We start from the raw sequence: 15,762 nt of genomic DNA, 5'->3' as shown, positions 1-15,762 counted from the left end.
AAGGCCAAAGGAAATGCCGAAAAATCCACCGCGTTATGTTCGAAACATGTCTGGCTATGGCGCCCATGCGCCCGATCCACAGTGGCCGGGTGGTGCGAAAGTCGCGGTGCAATTCGTGTTGAACTATGAGGAAGGCGGCGAAAACTGTGTCCTGCATGGCGATGAGGCCTCGGAGGCCTTTCTGTCCGATATTGCAGGCGCGGCCATGTGGAAGGGTCAGCGCCACTGGAACATGGAATCGATCTACGAATATGGCGCGCGCGCCGGGTTCTGGCGGCTGCATCGCCTGTTCACCGGGGCCGACATTCCCGTGACGATCTACGGCGTGGCCACTGCCCTCGCACGCTCCCCCGAACAGGTCGCCGCGATGCAGGACGCGGGTTGGGAGATTGCCTCGCATGGCCTCAAATGGGTCGAGCATAAGGACATGCCCGAGGAAGAGGAACGCGCGGCGATTGCCGAGGCCGTGCGCCTCCACGAGGAAGTCACTGGCGAGCGGCCCTATGGGTGGTACACCGGGCGCTGCTCTGCCAACACTGTGCGTCTGGTCGCGGAAGAGGGCGGGTTTGATTATGTGTCCGACACCTATGACGACGATCTGCCTTATTGGTTGGAGGTCGGGGATCGTGACCAACTCATTATCCCCTACACTTTGGAAGCCAACGACATGCGCTTCGCCACGGCGCCGGGCTATATCACAGGCGAACAGTTCTTTACCTATCTCAAGGACGCCTTCGACGTGCTCTATGCCGAAGGCTCGGAAAGCACGCCCAAGATGATGAACATCGGGCTGCATTGCCGCCTTATTGGCCGTCCGGGCAAGTTGGCGGGACTGAAGAAATTCATCGAGTACATCAAGGGGTTCGACGATGTCTGGACGCCCCGGCGCATCGACATCGCGAAACATTGGGCCGCGACCCTCCCGCATCAGCGCAAGGCGAAGCCCTCGGAGATGTCCAAAGAGGCATTCGTCGAAAAATTCGGCGGTATCTTCGAGCATTCCCCTTGGGTGGCGGAACGCGCTTGGGGGCTTGAACTTGGGCCCGCGCATGACAGCTGGATTGGCGTGCATTCTGCGCTTTGCCGCGCCTTCCGCTCCGCCTCCCTCGCCGAAAAGGACGGCGTGTTGATCGCGCATCCCGACTTGGCCGGAAAACTCGCGCAGGCCAAACGCCTCACCGCTGAGAGCACCTCGGAACAAGCCTCCGCAGGCCTTGATGCGCTGACCGACGACGAGCGCGCCACCTTCGAGCGGCTCAACAGCGAATACACCGAAAAATTCGGCTTCCCCTTTATCATCGCCGTGAAAGACAATACCAAGGAGACAATCCTCGCGGCCTTCCACGCCCGACTGGAGCATTCCAGAGACGAAGAATTCAAAACGGCCTGTCAGCAGGTCGAACGGATCGCGTGGCACCGCTTGAAGGACATGGATTTCTAAGAGACCCCAATGAGCTACGAATACACCTACTGCGCCCCCACGGGCGGCCTGCCCGATCAAAACAACCACGCCCGCGAACGCGCCGTGTTCACCAATTCCTATGCCGTCATCCCGCATGGCGTGATGTCCGACATCGTCGTGAGTTACATGCCCGGCTGGGACAAGACCCGCGCCTGGGTTCTGGCCCGTCCGATGACCGGCTTTGCCGAAACCTTCGCGCAACTGATCGTCGAGGTCTCGCCCGGCGGCGGCTCGACCGACCCGGAACCCGATCCGATGGCGGAATGCGTGCTTTTTGTCCTTGCAGGTCACATGCGCATCACCATCGGCGCGCGGGCCTATCAGCTTGAGCCCGGCAGCTATGTCTTTGTCGCGCCGGGGGACAAATACACCGTGCAAAACGACAACGACACGCCCGCAACCTTTGTGTGGATTCGCAAACGCTACGAACCCGCGCCGGGGATTGATGCGCCCGAAAGCTTTGTCACCGCAGATATGGAAAAGCCGCCGATCGAGATGCCAAACACTTCGGGCTATTGGTCCACGTCGCGCTTCGTCGATCCGCATGACCTGCGCTATGATTTCCACGTCAATATCGTGACCTTCCTGCCCGGCGGCACCATTCCTTTCGCGGAAACCCACGTGATGGAGCACGGACTCTACGTGTTGCAGGGGCGTGGCGTGTATCTGTTGAACCAAGACTGGGTCGAGGTCTCCGAGGGCGATTTCCTCTGGCTGCGCGCCTTCTGCCCGCAGGCCTGCTACGCCGCCGGTCGACGCCCTTTCCGCTACCTGCTTTATAAAGACGTGAACCGTCATCCGAAGCTGGAGCTGGGATGACCCGCAGCATCACCACAAAACCGCTCACGCCGGAGGCCTTTGCGCCCTACGGCGATGTGATCGACGCCAAAGGCGCGCCGGACAAGATCATCAACCAAGGCAAATGCGGACGCTACCACGACCGCGCCTTGGTCGATGTGACCCCGGACACCGGCGGGCGTGTCGGTGTGTCGGTGTTTCACGCCGAATTGCGCAGCTTTCCCTATGCGCTCGACCTGATCGAACGCCACCCGGAGGGCTCGCAGTGCTTTGTGCCGATGTCTGCCGATCCGTTCCTGATCATCGTCGCCGATGGCCCCGACGCCACGCCCCACGCTTTTGTCAGTGACGGCACACAGGCGATCAATTTCCATAAGGGCACATGGCACGGCGTCCTGACCCCTCTGTCCGGCAACGGCCTGTTCGCCGTCATCGACAGAATCGGCGCCACCCCCAACTTGGAGGAGCATTGGCTCGAGACGCCATGGGAGGTCATAGAGGGTTAAGACGGCCTAGTTTTGTGCCCGCGTCGCCAATCTGCGATTTTCGGTCACTTTCCCTCTTGACCCTCTGAGCCGATCCGTCTACCTACGCGGCACTTCGGCGGAGTAGCTCAGTTGGTTAGAGCAGCGGAATCATAATCCGCGTGTCGGGGGTTCAAGTCCCTCCTCCGCTACCATATCCCCTACATCTCAGACGGATACCTCGCGCGGCCACAAGCGCGTCGATTTCGTTTGGCCTGCCCGCAATCACTCCCGACCGATTTTGTCCAACCTCTCGGCACAGTTGCGCGTCGGGCTGCGGCACATTGCCTTACCCAAGAGATTTAATTTCAAGCAATGTGATACCTCACGGGTATTACGACATATCCCGCAAGGCATTGAGAAAGAGGTGGATCACCGTCAGATTCCCCGCCAGCTTTACCGACGGGAGGAGTCATTATGCGCAATATCACAATCGACAACATCACCGATGCCGTTATCAAATCCATGGATACGGACATCCCGGCGCGCAACATGGAAATCATGAAAGCCGCGCTCAAACATGTTCATGAATTCATGAAAGAGGTCAATTTGACCTATGACGAATGGCTGGAAGCCATGGAGTGGATGCGCCGCGCCGGCGATATTTCCAGCGACGCGCGCAACGAATTCATCCTGATTTCCGACATCATCGGCGTCGAAGTGCTGGCCGATATGCTCGACAAGAAACCGACGCACAACGAGACCATCTCGACCGTGCTCGGGCCGTTTTACCGCGAGAACCCGCCGGTGCTTCCGAAAGGTGCCTCGATCATCCAGAAGGATTTCGAAGGTCAGGAAACCGTCCGAGTCTCCGGCACGATCCGCGACACCGATGGCAACCCGGTGCCGGGCGTGACCATGGACGTCTGGGAAGATGCCCCCAATGGCCTCTACGAACAGCAGGACCCGGATCAGCCGGACTTCAACCTGCGGGGGCGCTTCATCACCGACGAGAATGGCGCATATGAATTCGTCGCCATCCGCCCGGTGCCCTACCCGATCCCCTATGACGGCGCCGCCGGTGAGCTTTTGAAATACATGGGCCACCACCCGATGCGTCCCGGTCACGTGCACTTCATGATCATGAAGGATGGCTATAAGACCCTGATCTCGCAGATTTATGATAGCACGACCGAATATCTCGACAACGACAGCGTGTTTGCCGTGAAAGAAGACCTCATCGGCGAGATGGTCAAAGCCCCAGAGGGTGCCGACACCGATCTCGTGATGACCTTCGACTTCGTGATCCGCGACAACGCGCTCGTCGAAGGCGTCGCTGCCGAGTGACCCGATACCCCCTTTGGATGGGCTTCGGCCCTTCCTCCTCAGGAACGGCACGCTTCCCCGTGCTGTTTCACCAATTGAACATCTGGGAATTGCCATGAACACCCCCCTTTCCGCACAACCGCTCACCGGCCACCCCCAGGGAGACCTAATGGAGGCGACGCGCATTCGCGCCGTCACTTCCTGGATCATTGAGGCCCCGACCCGTCGCAAACACAAGCTGTCGAACACCTCCATCAGCTATCAGGGCTATGTCTTTGTCCGCGTCACTTTGGACAACGGTGTCGAGGGCTTTGGCGAGGCCTCCACACTGGGTGGTCCGCGCTGGGCCGAGGAAAGCGTCGAGGCGATCAAAGCCAATATCGACACCTATCTGGCGCCCGCGCTGATCGGCAAACCGGCCTGCCTGCTGGAAGCCGCCGCCGGTGACATGGCCAAGGCCTGCAAGCGCAATTACGCCGCGAAATCCGCGCTCGACACCGCGCTTTTGGATGCCACCGGCAAGAGCCTTGGCGTGCCCGCACATGTGCTTCTTGGCGGCGCGCGGCGCACGTCCTTTTCTGCGATCTGGGCGCTGGCCTCCGGTGACGCGGCCCAAGAGGTCGAAGAGGCGCAGGGCATGATCGAAAAAGGTTGGTTCAACCGCTTTAAGATCAAGCTGGGTTTTGCCGATCCGCAAACCGATCTGGACCGTTTGGCGGCGCTGCAAAAGGCCCTGCCGACGGGCACGGACATCATCGCCGATGTGAACCAAGGCTGGTCCGAGGCCGATTTCATCCGCTACCTGCCGCGCCTCGCGGATCTTGGCGTGAGCTTGGTGGAACAACCTCTGCCCGCCGGTCAAATGGCCGCCATGGCACGGATTTCGGCACGCTCTCCGATCCCGATCATGATGGATGAGGGCGTTTTCACACTGGAAGAGGCCCTCGATGGCTGCGCCCGCGCGGCGGGCTCCGTTCTGTCACTGAAACTGTGCAAACACGGTGGCGTGCATCAGCTCAAACAAGTCGCAGGCATCGCACAGGCGGCGGGCGTGCAGCTCTATGGCGGTTGTCTGTTGGAAAGCTCGGTCGGGGCGGCGGCGCATTTGCATGCCTTTGCCACGCTTCCCGCGCTCGAATGGGGCACAGAACATTTCGGGCCGAAAATCCTGATCGAAGATCTCTGCCGCAACGCGCTCAAATACGAGAATTTCGAGGTGCATTTGCCGGACGGTCCGGGTCTGGGCGTCACGCCCGATCTCGACCTGATCGAAAAATACGCCCGCAAAGACTGAGGACCAAACATGACACATGATCTGCGTGTCCGCTTTGAGGACATGGGCCGGAAACTGGCCGAGAAACCGCACCTCAAGCGGCTCGGCGCGCTGTTTTCCGAAACCGTCCTGATTGAGATCGACGGCAACGAATATTACCTCGCCTTTCATCGTGGCGCGCTGGAGCGCGTGACCGAAGGGCCGAGCCGCCAGACGCCCTGGCGGTTTGCGATCCGCACCGATGGCGAGGCACTCGACAAATTCTGGCAGCCGATCCCGGAGCCGTCGTTTCATGACATCTTCGGCTTTGTCAAAACCGGGCGTGGCCGGATCGAAGGCGACATTCTCGTGCTGGTGAAAAACCTGCGTTTCTTCAAAGAATTCATGGCGCTTGGTCGCCCAGAGGAGGCCGCAGCATGAGCGCGCAACCTGCATATGAACCGATCATCGGCCGCTATGTGACCATCGAGGTCCAAGGCCGCAGCTACCGCGTTTTTGTCGAGGAGGCGGGCCAAGGTCAACCGGTGATCTGTTTCCACACCGCCGGTGCCGACAGCCGCCAGTGGCGTCACATCATGAACGATGCGGAGCTGACCGCCAATTACCGCTTCATCGCCCCCGACATGCCGTGGCACGGCAAAAGCCTGCCGCCAGAAGGGTTCGAGGAAGAGGAATATCTTTTGACGACCGAGGTCTATGTCGAGACCGTGTTGAAACTGGTCGAGGCGCTGGCGCTGGAAAACCCGATCTACGCGGGCTGTTCCATGGGCGGGCGCATCGCGCTGCAACTCGCGCTCAACAACCCGGAGCCGTTCAAGGGCTTCATCGCCATCGAGGCCTCGGATTTTCAGCCGGCGTGGTATGACATCGACTGGTTCCACCGCCCCGATGCGCATGGTGGCGAAATGGGGGCCGCTCTGGTGTCCGCCAATATCGCGCCGCAGGGGCCGAAAGCCGAACGTTGGAACACCCAATGGATGTTCATGCAATCGGGGCCGGGCGTGTTCCGGGGTGATCTGAATTTCTATACCAAGGACGACAGCCTCGTCGGCAAACTGGGCGGCATCGACACGTCGAACAAACCCGTGCACATCATGGTCGGCACCTACGACATGACCTGCACGCCCGAAGATGCCAAACGCACCGCGGATCAGATCCCCGGCGCCACCCTTGCCGTGATGGACGGGATCGGGCATTTTCCGATGAGTGAAAACCCCGCCACCTTCCGTCCGCATTTCGTCGAAGCGCTCGCGAAAATGGGCTGAAGGGGCTGCCAGAGGGCCTCTCTTGGACTTCAAACGTCTGAAATACTTCATCGCCGTGGCCGAAGAATTGCACTTCGGCCGCGCAGCCACCCGCCTCGGCATGGCGCAGCCGCCGTTGTCGCGTCAGGTGGCCGCACTCGAAGATCAGCTGGGCGTCAAACTCTTTGACCGCAGCCGCAATCAAGTGCGCCTGACCGAGGCGGGCGAGGTGCTTTTGGACCGCGCCCGCGACATTCTCGCCAATCTCGACAGCGCCTACCGCGAGGCCACCCAGATCGGGCAAGGCGGCGCAGGGCGGCTCAGAATTGCCTTTGTCGGCTCCGCGACCCACGGCCCGCTGCCGACGCTGATCAAATCCTTTCGCTCGCATTACCCGAATGTCGATCTGTCGCTGTCGTCCATGAACAATGCCGATCTTGAGCGCGCGTTGATCCAACGCGACATCGACATCGCAGTCGCCCGCCCGCATCTGTCCGGCGCCGAAGAGCTGCGCTCCGCACAACTGTTTTGCGAACCGCTCATTCTGGCGCTGCCCGATGGTTCCACCCATGCCCGAAGCACCAAGCCCGTGCAGCTCAACACGTTGAAAGACGAGACCTTTGTGCTCTACCCGCGCCGCCCGCGCCCGTCTTTTGCGGATTTCATCCTGCGCACCTGCGCCGAGGAAGGGTTTTCGCCGAAAGACCAGATTTTCGCACAGGATTATCAAACCGCGATCTCACTCGTGGCCGTCGGCGTCGGTCTGGCCGTGGTGCCCGAAAGCGTGTCGCATTCGCCGCGCTCCGGCGTCACCTATCGCCCCTACGAAGGCCATAATCCCGGCACCAGCCTCACGGCCCACGCCCGTCTCGACAATCGCAAGCCTCAAGTGCTGAATTTCTTTTCCCTACTGCAAAAGTTCACGCGGCGGGCTTCTTAGCCCACCGCGAGCTGGCTTTCCCCACGTCCCCGCGTAACCGCTTTTCGTCGGCCCAAGTTGCGGGTAACATCACAGCATGTCAGCGCCCGCGCCCTCCCATCGAGACATCGACCCCGACAGGATGATCGCCTGCCCGGCCTGCGACGCTTTGCTGGTCGACCGGGATGTGGCGATGGGCGACACCGCCTCTTGTCCGCGCTGCGGAACGGTGATCGAGGCGCCACGCCCCTTGGCGATGACCCGGATCATCATGCTGGCTCTGGCCGCGCTCATTTTAATGATCGCCGCCGTGTTCTTTCCGTTTCTGGAACTGGGCGCGGCGGGCATGGTGCGACGCAGTTCGCTTTTAGACACGGTGATGGCCTTTGCGACCGGGCTAACAGCCCCCTTGACCATCGCCATGGCGGCGCTGATCGTGATCCTCCCCGTGACAAGATTCCTCGCCCTTCTATATGTGTTGGGACCGATGGCCTTTGGCTGGCGCCCCGCGCGTCATGCCGCAAGCGCCTTTCGTCTGGCCGAAGCGCTCAGGCCCTGGGCCATGGCGGAGGTCTTTATCGTCGGCGTCGCCGTGGCACTGGTCAAAGTGGCGGGGCTGGCGCATGTCTCTTTGGGGCCTGCGTTCTGGGCCTTCGTGGCCTTGGTCATCGTGACCGTGTTGAAAGATAATTTTATGAGCAGAGTGACCGTTTGGAAAACGCTGGACGCCCGCCGCACATCCTGACCGCGCGCGACGCGGGCCTTGTCGGCTGCACGCAATGCGGCAAGGTGCACCTGCCCTCTGCGGCGGTCTGTGGCCGGTGTGGCGCGGCACTTCATGCGCGCGACATCGCCAATCTGCAAAAGGTCTGGGCCTGGCTGATCGCCGGAATAGTGGTCTATATCCCCGCCAATCTTTACCCGATGCTCGCCACCGCCAGCCTCGGCCATACGACCGAAAACACCATTCTCGGCGGTGTGGTCGAGCTGATGCATCATGGCTCTTACGGGGTGGCCGCCATCGTTTTTGTCGCCTCGATCATCATTCCGGTCGCCAAATTCATCGCCATCGCCTTTCTCGGCCTGACCACCACGCGGCGGGTCCGCATGTCGGCGCATCATCGTCACTTGCTGTTCGAAGTGGTTGAATTCATCGGGCGCTGGTCGATGATCGATGTCTTTGTTGTCGCCATCCTCTCCTCTCTGGTAAGGCTGGATTTCGCCGCGACGATCACACCGGGGATCGCCGCGATCAGTTTCGCGCTCTCTGTGGCCTTCACCATGATGGCGGCCCTGAGTTTCGATGAACGCCTGATTTGGGATGCTTTGGAAGATGAGTGACACAAATGAGCAAAAGCCCGACACGGGGCCCGCAGACATGGTGATCTCACCGCCCAAACGCAGCTTTTGGCGCAATCTTTCCTATGTCTGGCTGGTGCCTTTGGCGGCCCTCGTGGTGACGCTCTTCATCGCTTGGCAAAGCTGGGCCGAGCGCGGTCAGCGGATCGAAATTCTGTTCGAAAATGCGGCAGGGATCACCGCCGATGAGACCACATTGCGCTATCGCGACGTGGAAATCGGCATCGTTGAGGAGGTGAAATTCGCGCCCGATCTGGCCTCCGTCGTCATCGGCGCGCGGATCGACCGGACCGTTGCGGCCTCTCTCCCCGAAGATGCGCAATTCTGGATCGTCCGGCCTGAGGTCTCCGCCAGCGGCATCTCGGGTCTCTCCACCGTGCTTTCGGGCGCCTATATTCAAGCCGCTTTCGACCCTGTGCCCGAGGCGAAAGCCACGCAGTTCACCGGCCTTGAGGAAACACCGCTGATCCTGCCCGGCATGCGCGGCACGAAAGTGACGCTGCGCACCGATTCCGGCAGCCAGCTCACCCCCGGCGCGCCGATCTTTCACCAAGGCATCGAGGTTGGCAAAATCGAGACCCCGCGCCTGATGGACAGTGGCGAGGGCGTCATCGTCGATGCCTTTATCAACGCGCCCTATGATCGCCGCCTGACCAGTGCTGCGCGGTTCTGGCAGGTCTCAGGATTTTCGGTCAACATCGGCCCCAGCGGGCTAAACCTCTCGGTCGGCTCGATTGCCAGCCTCGTGCGCGGCGGCATCGCCTTTGACACGGTGGTCTCCGGCAGCGAACCGATCCGCAGCGGGCAAGTGTTCGATCTTTACGACGACGAAGACACCGCGCGCGCCAGCGTGTTTCGCGAAGAAATCGAGAACCCGGTCGATCTGACCGTGGAATTCGACGAATCCGTCAGCGGCCTGACGGCAGGCTCCTCGGTGGTCTATAAAGGCGTCAAGATCGGCTCTGTCTCCTTCCTTGGCGCCTTCATCGAAGAGCGCAACAACACGCAAGAGGTCGTATTGCGCTCGGTGATTTCCATCGATCCGCAGCGATTGGGCCTCGAGGCGGAGGCGCCTGCGTCCGAGGTGATCGCCTTTTTCTCGAATGCGGTCAAAAACGGGCTGCGCGCACGTTTGGCGACGCAAAGCATCTTTAGCCGCTCCCTCGTGGTCGAGCTGGTGGAACTGCCCGATGCCGCGCCGGATACGCTAGGCATTTTCGCGGAAACTGCGCCTTTGTTGCCCTCTGTCGCCTCCGATCTGCCGGATATGGGCGCCACCGCTGAGGGTCTGTTGCAACGGGTGAACGATCTGCCGGTCGAGGAACTTTTGGATCAGACCATCGCCACATTGGCCGCCGTGGAAAGCCTCGCGGGGGATGAAAACCTGCGCGCCGCCCCCGATGCCTTTGTCGCACTTTTGGATGACGCGCGTGGCCTCATTGGCAGCCCCGAGACCCAAGCCCTGCCCGCAGAGCTGAACACCGCCGTCTCGGAACTGCGCGCCGTCGCCGAACAGCTGCGTCAGGCCGATGCGGTGAACCGCCTTGTCGCTGCTCTCGACGCCGCCGAAGAGGCCGCCACCTCTGTCACGGATGTCGCGGCCAATATCGACACGGCGACCGAGACCCTGCCCGCTCTGATCGCGGATTTGCAGGCGCTCACCGAGAAAGCCAACGCGCTTGAGGTCGAACAATTCCTGGCTGCCGCCTCCGCCTTTCTCGAAGGCGCGGATCGGCTGATCGACACGCCGGACATGCGCGCGCTTCCGGCCAGCCTCACGGGCGCTCTGGATGAGGCGCGCGAGGCCTTGGCCGAATTGCGCGAAGGCGGGTTGATCGAGAACACCAATGCCACGCTGGCCTCCGCGCGCGAAGCCGCCTCGGCGGTTGAAGATGCCACCGCGAATCTCCCGGAGCTGTCACGGCGGATCGAGGCGCTTGTGGCCGAGGCGGAGCGCACCCTGTCCGATTACGGGTCGCAATCCAGCTTCAACCGCGAGACGATTTCGTCGCTGCGCGAAGTGCGCGCCGCCGCCGAAGCGCTCAGCAAACTCGCCCGCGCCATCGAGCGCAATCCCAATTCCCTCTTGTTTGGACGGTGATCGATATGGTTCGTTTTCTCCCCCTCGCCCTTCTGGCCCTCACCGCATGTGGCGGCACCGAACCGCGCTATCTGATCGACAGCGCACCCGCCACGACCACGGCCGACACCGCTCAGGTGCGGATGCAAGTGTCGACGCTGGAGATGCGCGAGGTCTCCCTGCCCGCCTATGCCGAAGAGTCGCAGATATTGATCGAAGGGGCGAATGGTGCCCTGACGCCTTTGGACAATGCGCTCTGGGCCGATGAACCGCGTCGGGCTGTGACCCTGCGTCTGGCGGAGGCCATTTCACGCGGCGGCTCCGCAACGGTCGCCGCCGAGCCCTGGCCGCTTGAGACGCCTGCCCAGGCCGCCGTGCATGTGCAGGTTTCCGATATGGTGGCGCGCGCACCGGGACAAACAGAGGGACAATCAGAGGGACAATTTGTCCTGAAAGGTCAGTTTGCGGTTTCCTCTTATGACCATGTTGTGCGAGAACGGATCAGACGGTTCGATATCTCTGTGCCGTTGCCGGATGGCAGCCCCGCAGGCATTGCCCGCGCGTCGGGTCAAGCGCTGCAAAATTTGGCGATTGAGATCACCCAAGACCTGCGCCGATAACTTTCACCGATTCAATTCCTGTCAAGCGCTATCTACATATTGACAGTGGACCCCCTCAGGAAGCTATATGATGTTGCTTCGGTTCCATCGACTCGTGTCGGTGGCTAAGAGGGAAGATCGGTGTAAATCCGGCGCTACCCCCGTAACTGTAAGCGGTGAGCGAGGTTGAAAATGCCACTGGGGCCGCCCTTTGAAAGGGGTTCTGGGAAGGCCAGCCAAGCCATGATCCGCGAAGTCAGGAGACCTGCCAAAGCGGAACAGAACCACGAACGGAGGGTTCGGGGGCGCGGGGGTCCGCTGTCCTCGGCACGACACAAGAGGACAAAGAGCAATGACCGCCCAGACCGCCACTGACACCATCATCGTCTACTCCAAACCCGCCTGCGTGCAATGCACCGCCACGACGCGCGCGCTCGACGCCAAAGGCATCAGCTACGATGTGATCGACCTGACCCAAGACGACGACGCCATGTCCCGCGTGACCGGCCTCGGCTACCGTCAGGCCCCTGTTGTCGTCGCCGGTGACGACCACTGGTCCGGCTTTCGTCCCGACATGATCGCACGCCTGTCCTGATCCGATGTCAGACGTGTGTCCAGAGGCGTCTCTGCCGACCTGCTTTCCGGATATCGTCTATTATTCTTCCACTTCGGAGAACACGGTGCGCTTCGTCGACAGGCTCGGCCTTCCGGCGAAACGCATTCCGATCTCCCCGAAGGAAACAGGGCCGGTGATTGACCGGCCTTTTGTCCTGATCTGTCCGACCTATGCGGATGGCGAGGGGCGCGGCGCGGTTCCGAAACAAGTGATCCGCCTCTTGAACGATCCCGACACCCGCGCGCTGCTGCGTGGCGTGATCGGGGCCGGAAACCGAAATTTCGGCACTTTGTTTGCCAGCGCGGGCGATGTGATCGCCCGGAAATGCAATGTCCCGCTCTTGTACAAATTCGAGCTTGCGGGATTTGACAACGACATCGCGCGGGTTCGCGCCGGATTGGAAAAAATGGGCCGGAACCTCGGCCTCGCACAAATGGGGGATGCGCCATGCTCGACGATGGCTTGAAGAGTGGCCAAAAATCAGGCCTGAATGGCACCACGGATTATCACGCGCTCAACGCGATGCTCAATCTCTACGACGAGAACGGCCATATCCGTTTTGAGGCCGACCGCATGGCGGCGCGTCAGTATTTCCTGCAACATGTGAACCAGAACACGGTGTTCTTTCACTCGCTCGATGAGAAGCTCGGCTATCTCGTGGAGGAAGGGTACTATGAGGCGGCAGTTCTGGATCAATATTCCAAGAACTTCATGCGCAAGATCTGGGACGACGCCTACGCCAAGAAGTTCCGCTTCCCGACCTTCCTCGGCGCCTTCAAATATTACACGTCTTACACGCTGAAAACCCGCGACGGGCAGCGCTATCTTGAGCGCTACGAGGACCGCGTGGTGATGACCGCGCTGGCTCTGGCGCGCGGCGACGAAGCACTGGCTTTGTCCTTCATGGACGAGATGCTGTCGGGTCGTTTCCAGCCCGCGACGCCCACCTTCCTGAACGCAGGCAAGCAATCCCGTGGCGAGTTGATCTCTTGTTTCCTTTTGCGTCTTGAAGACAACATGGAAAGCATCGGTCGCGGCATCAACTCCGCGCTGCAACTGTCGAAACGCGGCGGCGGGGTGGCTTTGCTTCTGACCAACATCCGCGAACACGGCGCGCCGATCAAAGGCATCGAGAACCAGTCTTCGGGCGTCATTCCGGTGATGAAGCTGTTGGAAGATAGCTTTTCCTACGCCAACCAATTGGGCGCACGTCAGGGTGCCGGTGCCGTTTACCTGAACGCGCACCACCCTGATATTATGCGCTTTTTGGACACCAAACGCGAAAACGCCGACGAAAAAATCCGCATCAAGACGCTGTCTTTGGGCGTGGTGATCCCCGACATCACCTTTGAGCTCGCCAAGAAAAACGCCGACATGTATCTCTTCTCCCCGCATGACGTGGAAAAGGTCTACGGCGTGCCCTTCTCTGAAATCTCGGTGACCGAGAAATACGAGGAGATGGTGGACGACAAACGCATTCACAAGAAAAAGATCAACGCGCGGACCTTCTTCCAGACCATCGCGGAAATTCAGTTCGAAAGCGGCTATCCCTACATCATGTTCGAGGACACGGTGAACCGGATGAACCCGATTGCGGGTCGCATCAACATGTCGAACCTCTGTTCCGAGATTTTGCAGGTCAACGAGGCCTCCGAATTCAACGACGACCTGAGCTACAGCCACCTTGGCACAGATATTTCGTGCAACCTCGGCTCGCTGAATATCGCGAAGACCATGGACGGCAAGGATCTGGGCCAGAGCGTCGGCACCGCCGTGCGCGCGCTGACCGCCGTGTCGGAAATGTCCGCGATTGACTCCGTGCCCTCGATCCGTCGCGGCAATGACGAAAGCCATGCCATCGGCCTCGGCCAGATGAACCTGCACGGCTTTTTGGCCCGCGAGCACATCCATTACGGCAGCCCCGAAGGCGTCGAGTTTACCTCCGTTTATTTCGCCGCCGTTGCCTATCACGCGATCCGTGAGAGCAACGCTTTGGCGCGCGAACATGGCGAGAGCTTCAAGGGGTTCGCCGACAGTGACTACGCCAATGGCAGCTTCTTTGACAAATACACCGACCGCGATTGGTTGCCGGAAAGCGAGAAGGTGCAATCCCTGTTCGAGGGCATGGACCTGCCGACCCGCGAAGACTGGGCAAACCTCAAAGAGGCGGTGATGAAGGACGGGCTTTACAACCGCAACCTTCAGGCCGTGCCGCCGACCGGGTCTATCTCCTATATCAACAATTCGACCTCTTCGATCCATCCGATTGTGTCGAAAGTTGAGATTCGCAAAGAGGGCAAAATCGGCCGCGTCTATTACCCGGCCGCCTTCATGAACAACGAGAACCTCGAATACTACCGCGATGCCTATGAGATCGGGCCGGAAGCCCTGATCGACACCTATGCCGCCGCGACCGAACACGTCGATCAAGGCCTGTCCCTGACGCTGTTCTTCCCGGCAGAGGCCACCACGCGCGACATCAACAAAGCACAGATCTACGCGTGGAAAAAAGGCATCAAGACCATCTATTACATCCGCTTGCGTCAGGCCGCCCTTGAGGGCACCGAGGTGCAAGGCTGCGTGTCCTGCACGCTGTAAGGGGAGCCAAGACTATGAAAGATATGACCGATCTGCGCATCCCGCGCGCCATCAACTGGAACCGCTTGGAAGACGACAAGGACCTCGAGGTCTGGAACCGTCTGACGGTAAACTTCTGGCTGCCGGAGAAAGTGCCACTGTCGAACGACATTCCGAGCTGGGCGACGCTCAAGGATTTCGAGAAAACCCTGACAATCCGGGTGTTTACCGGCCTCACGCTTTTGGACACGATCCAGAACACAGTCGGTGCGCCGTCTCTGATGCCCGACGCGGTGACGCCGCATGAAGAGGCCGTTCTGACCAACGTCGCCTTCATGGAGGCCGTCCACGCGCGGTCCTATTCCTCGATCTTCTCGACACTGTGCTCGACGAAAGAGGTCGACGAGGCCTTCCGCTGGTCCGAAGAGAACCCGCATCTGCAAGCCAAGGCGCGCGCGATCCTTGAGACCTACGCACCCGGAAACGATCCGCTAAAACGCAAGATCGCCTCCGTGTTCCTCGAAAGCTTCCTGTTCTATTCGGGCTTCTACCTGCCGATGTATTGGTCGTCGCGCGCGAAGCTCACGAACACCGCCGATCTCATCCGCCTGATCATCCGCGACGAGGCGGTGCATGGCTATTACATCGGCTATAAATTCCAGCGCGGTCTGGAAAAGCTGCCGGAGGCCGAACAACAGGCGCTCAAGGACTATGCCTATAGCCTGTTGTTCGAACTGTACGAGATCGAAAACCAATATACCGAGGAGCTTTATGACGAGATCGGCCTGACCGAGGACGTCAAAACCTTCCTGCATTACAACGCCAACAAGGCGCTGCAAAACCTCGGCTTCGAGGCGCTGTTCCCGCCAGAGGTCTCCGAGGTGAACGCCGCCATTCTCGCCGCCCTCAGCCCCGACAGCGAGAACCACGACTTCTTCTCCGGGTCCGGGTCCAGCTACGTGATCGGCAAGGCGGTCGCGACCGAGGACGAAGACTGGGATTTCTGATCCCGGGCAGCGCAGAAACAAAACGGCAGGCCGCAAAG

The 15,762-nt window shown here is 60.4% G+C and carries 16 protein-coding genes, 1 tRNA gene and 1 riboswitch; all 17 genes read left to right on the top strand.

The features are described 5' to 3' along the window. Window positions 1-13: 13 nt before the first annotated feature. The 17 genes from puuE to nrdF all read left to right on the top strand — a co-directional run bounded on the left by puuE (window position 14) and on the right by nrdF (window position 15,724). Entirely contained in the window at window positions 14-1,441 is a 1,428-nt protein-coding gene (puuE, locus tag LC094_RS20715; RefSeq protein ID WP_226554692.1) for an allantoinase PuuE, read from the top strand. Between the two features lie 9 nt (window positions 1,442-1,450). Beyond that, on the top strand, window positions 1,451-2,281 hold the full coding sequence (locus LC094_RS20710; RefSeq protein WP_226554691.1) for a bifunctional allantoicase/(S)-ureidoglycine aminohydrolase: 831 nt from the start codon (window positions 1,451-1,453) through the stop codon (window positions 2,279-2,281). Next, on the top strand, window positions 2,278-2,766 hold the full coding sequence (locus LC094_RS20705; protein ID WP_226554690.1) for an ureidoglycolate lyase: 489 nt from the start codon (window positions 2,278-2,280) through the stop codon (window positions 2,764-2,766). Before LC094_RS20710 ends, LC094_RS20705 begins: the two co-directional genes overlap by 4 nt. A gap of 96 nt (window positions 2,767-2,862) precedes the next feature. Next, a tRNA-Met gene (locus tag LC094_RS20700) sits at window positions 2,863-2,939 on the top strand. A gap of 262 nt (window positions 2,940-3,201) precedes the next feature. Then, the gene (locus LC094_RS20695) at window positions 3,202-4,071 is read left to right on the top strand and encodes a dioxygenase family protein (RefSeq protein ID WP_226554689.1); all 870 of its coding nucleotides are present in this window, start codon (window positions 3,202-3,204) and stop codon (window positions 4,069-4,071) included. Between the two features lie 94 nt (window positions 4,072-4,165). Beyond that, on the top strand, window positions 4,166-5,344 hold the full coding sequence (locus tag LC094_RS20690; protein ID WP_226554688.1) for a muconate/chloromuconate family cycloisomerase: 1,179 nt from the start codon (window positions 4,166-4,168) through the stop codon (window positions 5,342-5,344). A gap of 9 nt (window positions 5,345-5,353) precedes the next feature. Continuing rightward, the gene (locus LC094_RS20685) at window positions 5,354-5,743 is read left to right on the top strand and encodes a hypothetical protein (protein WP_226554687.1); all 390 of its coding nucleotides are present in this window, start codon (window positions 5,354-5,356) and stop codon (window positions 5,741-5,743) included. Beyond that, window positions 5,740-6,588 carry an alpha/beta fold hydrolase gene (locus LC094_RS20680; RefSeq protein WP_226554686.1) on the top strand — a complete coding sequence of 283 codons (849 nt, stop codon included), beginning with the start codon at window positions 5,740-5,742 and terminating at the stop codon, window positions 6,586-6,588. The genes LC094_RS20685 and LC094_RS20680 overlap by 4 nt, the downstream gene beginning before the upstream one ends. Window positions 6,589-6,610: 22 nt before the next feature. After that, entirely contained in the window at window positions 6,611-7,507 is an 897-nt protein-coding gene (locus LC094_RS20675; RefSeq protein ID WP_226554685.1) for a LysR family transcriptional regulator, read from the top strand. Window positions 7,508-7,583: 76 nt separating this feature from the next. Further along, the gene (locus LC094_RS20670) at window positions 7,584-8,231 is read left to right on the top strand and encodes a paraquat-inducible protein A (protein ID WP_226554684.1); all 648 of its coding nucleotides are present in this window, start codon (window positions 7,584-7,586) and stop codon (window positions 8,229-8,231) included. Beyond that, complete coding sequence (locus LC094_RS20665; protein WP_226554683.1) at window positions 8,198-8,827, top strand: paraquat-inducible protein A; 630 nt, start codon at window positions 8,198-8,200, stop codon at window positions 8,825-8,827. Before LC094_RS20670 ends, LC094_RS20665 begins: the two co-directional genes overlap by 34 nt. Beyond that, window positions 8,820-10,946, top strand: a complete 2,127-nt coding sequence (locus tag LC094_RS20660; protein WP_226554682.1) for an MlaD family protein — start codon at window positions 8,820-8,822, stop codon at window positions 10,944-10,946. Before LC094_RS20665 ends, LC094_RS20660 begins: the two co-directional genes overlap by 8 nt. Window positions 10,947-10,951: 5 nt before the next feature. Continuing rightward, window positions 10,952-11,545 carry a PqiC family protein gene (locus LC094_RS20655; protein ID WP_226554681.1) on the top strand — a complete coding sequence of 198 codons (594 nt, stop codon included), beginning with the start codon at window positions 10,952-10,954 and terminating at the stop codon, window positions 11,543-11,545. 62 nt (window positions 11,546-11,607) lie between these two features. Beyond that, a riboswitch (cobalamin riboswitch) is annotated at window positions 11,608-11,811 on the top strand. Between the two features lie 65 nt (window positions 11,812-11,876). After that, window positions 11,877-12,119: a glutaredoxin-like protein NrdH gene (gene nrdH / locus LC094_RS20650; protein ID WP_226554680.1), complete on the top strand. Its 243-nt coding sequence runs from the start codon at window positions 11,877-11,879 to the stop codon at window positions 12,117-12,119. Window positions 12,120-12,123: 4 nt separating this feature from the next. After that, window positions 12,124-12,606: a class Ib ribonucleoside-diphosphate reductase assembly flavoprotein NrdI gene (gene nrdI, locus LC094_RS20645; protein ID WP_226554679.1), complete on the top strand. Its 483-nt coding sequence runs from the start codon at window positions 12,124-12,126 to the stop codon at window positions 12,604-12,606. After that, the gene (gene nrdE, locus LC094_RS20640; protein WP_226554678.1) at window positions 12,588-14,738 is read left to right on the top strand and encodes a class 1b ribonucleoside-diphosphate reductase subunit alpha; all 2,151 of its coding nucleotides are present in this window, start codon (window positions 12,588-12,590) and stop codon (window positions 14,736-14,738) included. Before nrdI ends, nrdE begins: the two co-directional genes overlap by 19 nt. Before the next feature lie 14 nt (window positions 14,739-14,752). Continuing rightward, window positions 14,753-15,724 (top strand): class 1b ribonucleoside-diphosphate reductase subunit beta, encoded by a 972-nt coding sequence (gene nrdF / locus LC094_RS20635; protein WP_226554677.1) that lies wholly within the window; start codon window positions 14,753-14,755, stop codon window positions 15,722-15,724. Window positions 15,725-15,762 lie beyond the last annotated feature (38 nt).

Origin of the sequence: Celeribacter naphthalenivorans, assembly GCF_020524585.1 — a bacterium.
Lineage (GTDB): Bacteria > Pseudomonadota > Alphaproteobacteria > Rhodobacterales > Rhodobacteraceae > Celeribacter > Celeribacter naphthalenivorans.
Note: the sequence above shows the minus strand (reverse complement) of the source record. Positions and strands in the feature narration are given on the sequence as shown.

What these genes read in the sequence shown, in the direction of transcription:
- puuE (WP_226554692.1), top strand. Translation starts at nt 14, where the DNA reads ATGCCGAAAAATCCACCGCGTTATGTTCGAAACATGTCTGGCTATGGC.
- nrdF (WP_226554677.1), top strand. Translation starts at nt 14,753, where the DNA reads ATGAAAGATATGACCGATCTGCGCATCCCGCGCGCCATCAACTGGAAC.
- LC094_RS20655 (WP_226554681.1), top strand. Translation starts at nt 10,952, where the DNA reads ATGGTTCGTTTTCTCCCCCTCGCCCTTCTGGCCCTCACCGCATGTGGC.
- LC094_RS20685 (WP_226554687.1), top strand. Translation starts at nt 5,354, where the DNA reads ATGACACATGATCTGCGTGTCCGCTTTGAGGACATGGGCCGGAAACTG.
- LC094_RS20710 (WP_226554691.1), top strand. Translation starts at nt 1,451, where the DNA reads ATGAGCTACGAATACACCTACTGCGCCCCCACGGGCGGCCTGCCCGAT.
- LC094_RS20670 (WP_226554684.1), top strand. Translation starts at nt 7,584, where the DNA reads ATGTCAGCGCCCGCGCCCTCCCATCGAGACATCGACCCCGACAGGATG.
- nrdI (WP_226554679.1), top strand. Translation starts at nt 12,124, where the DNA reads ATGTCAGACGTGTGTCCAGAGGCGTCTCTGCCGACCTGCTTTCCGGAT.
- LC094_RS20695 (WP_226554689.1), top strand. Translation starts at nt 3,202, where the DNA reads ATGCGCAATATCACAATCGACAACATCACCGATGCCGTTATCAAATCC.
- LC094_RS20690 (WP_226554688.1), top strand. Translation starts at nt 4,166, where the DNA reads ATGAACACCCCCCTTTCCGCACAACCGCTCACCGGCCACCCCCAGGGA.
- LC094_RS20705 (WP_226554690.1), top strand. Translation starts at nt 2,278, where the DNA reads ATGACCCGCAGCATCACCACAAAACCGCTCACGCCGGAGGCCTTTGCG.
- nrdE (WP_226554678.1), top strand. Translation starts at nt 12,588, where the DNA reads ATGCTCGACGATGGCTTGAAGAGTGGCCAAAAATCAGGCCTGAATGGC.
- LC094_RS20680 (WP_226554686.1), top strand. Translation starts at nt 5,740, where the DNA reads ATGAGCGCGCAACCTGCATATGAACCGATCATCGGCCGCTATGTGACC.
- nrdH (WP_226554680.1), top strand. Translation starts at nt 11,877, where the DNA reads ATGACCGCCCAGACCGCCACTGACACCATCATCGTCTACTCCAAACCC.
- LC094_RS20660 (WP_226554682.1), top strand. Translation starts at nt 8,820, where the DNA reads ATGAGTGACACAAATGAGCAAAAGCCCGACACGGGGCCCGCAGACATG.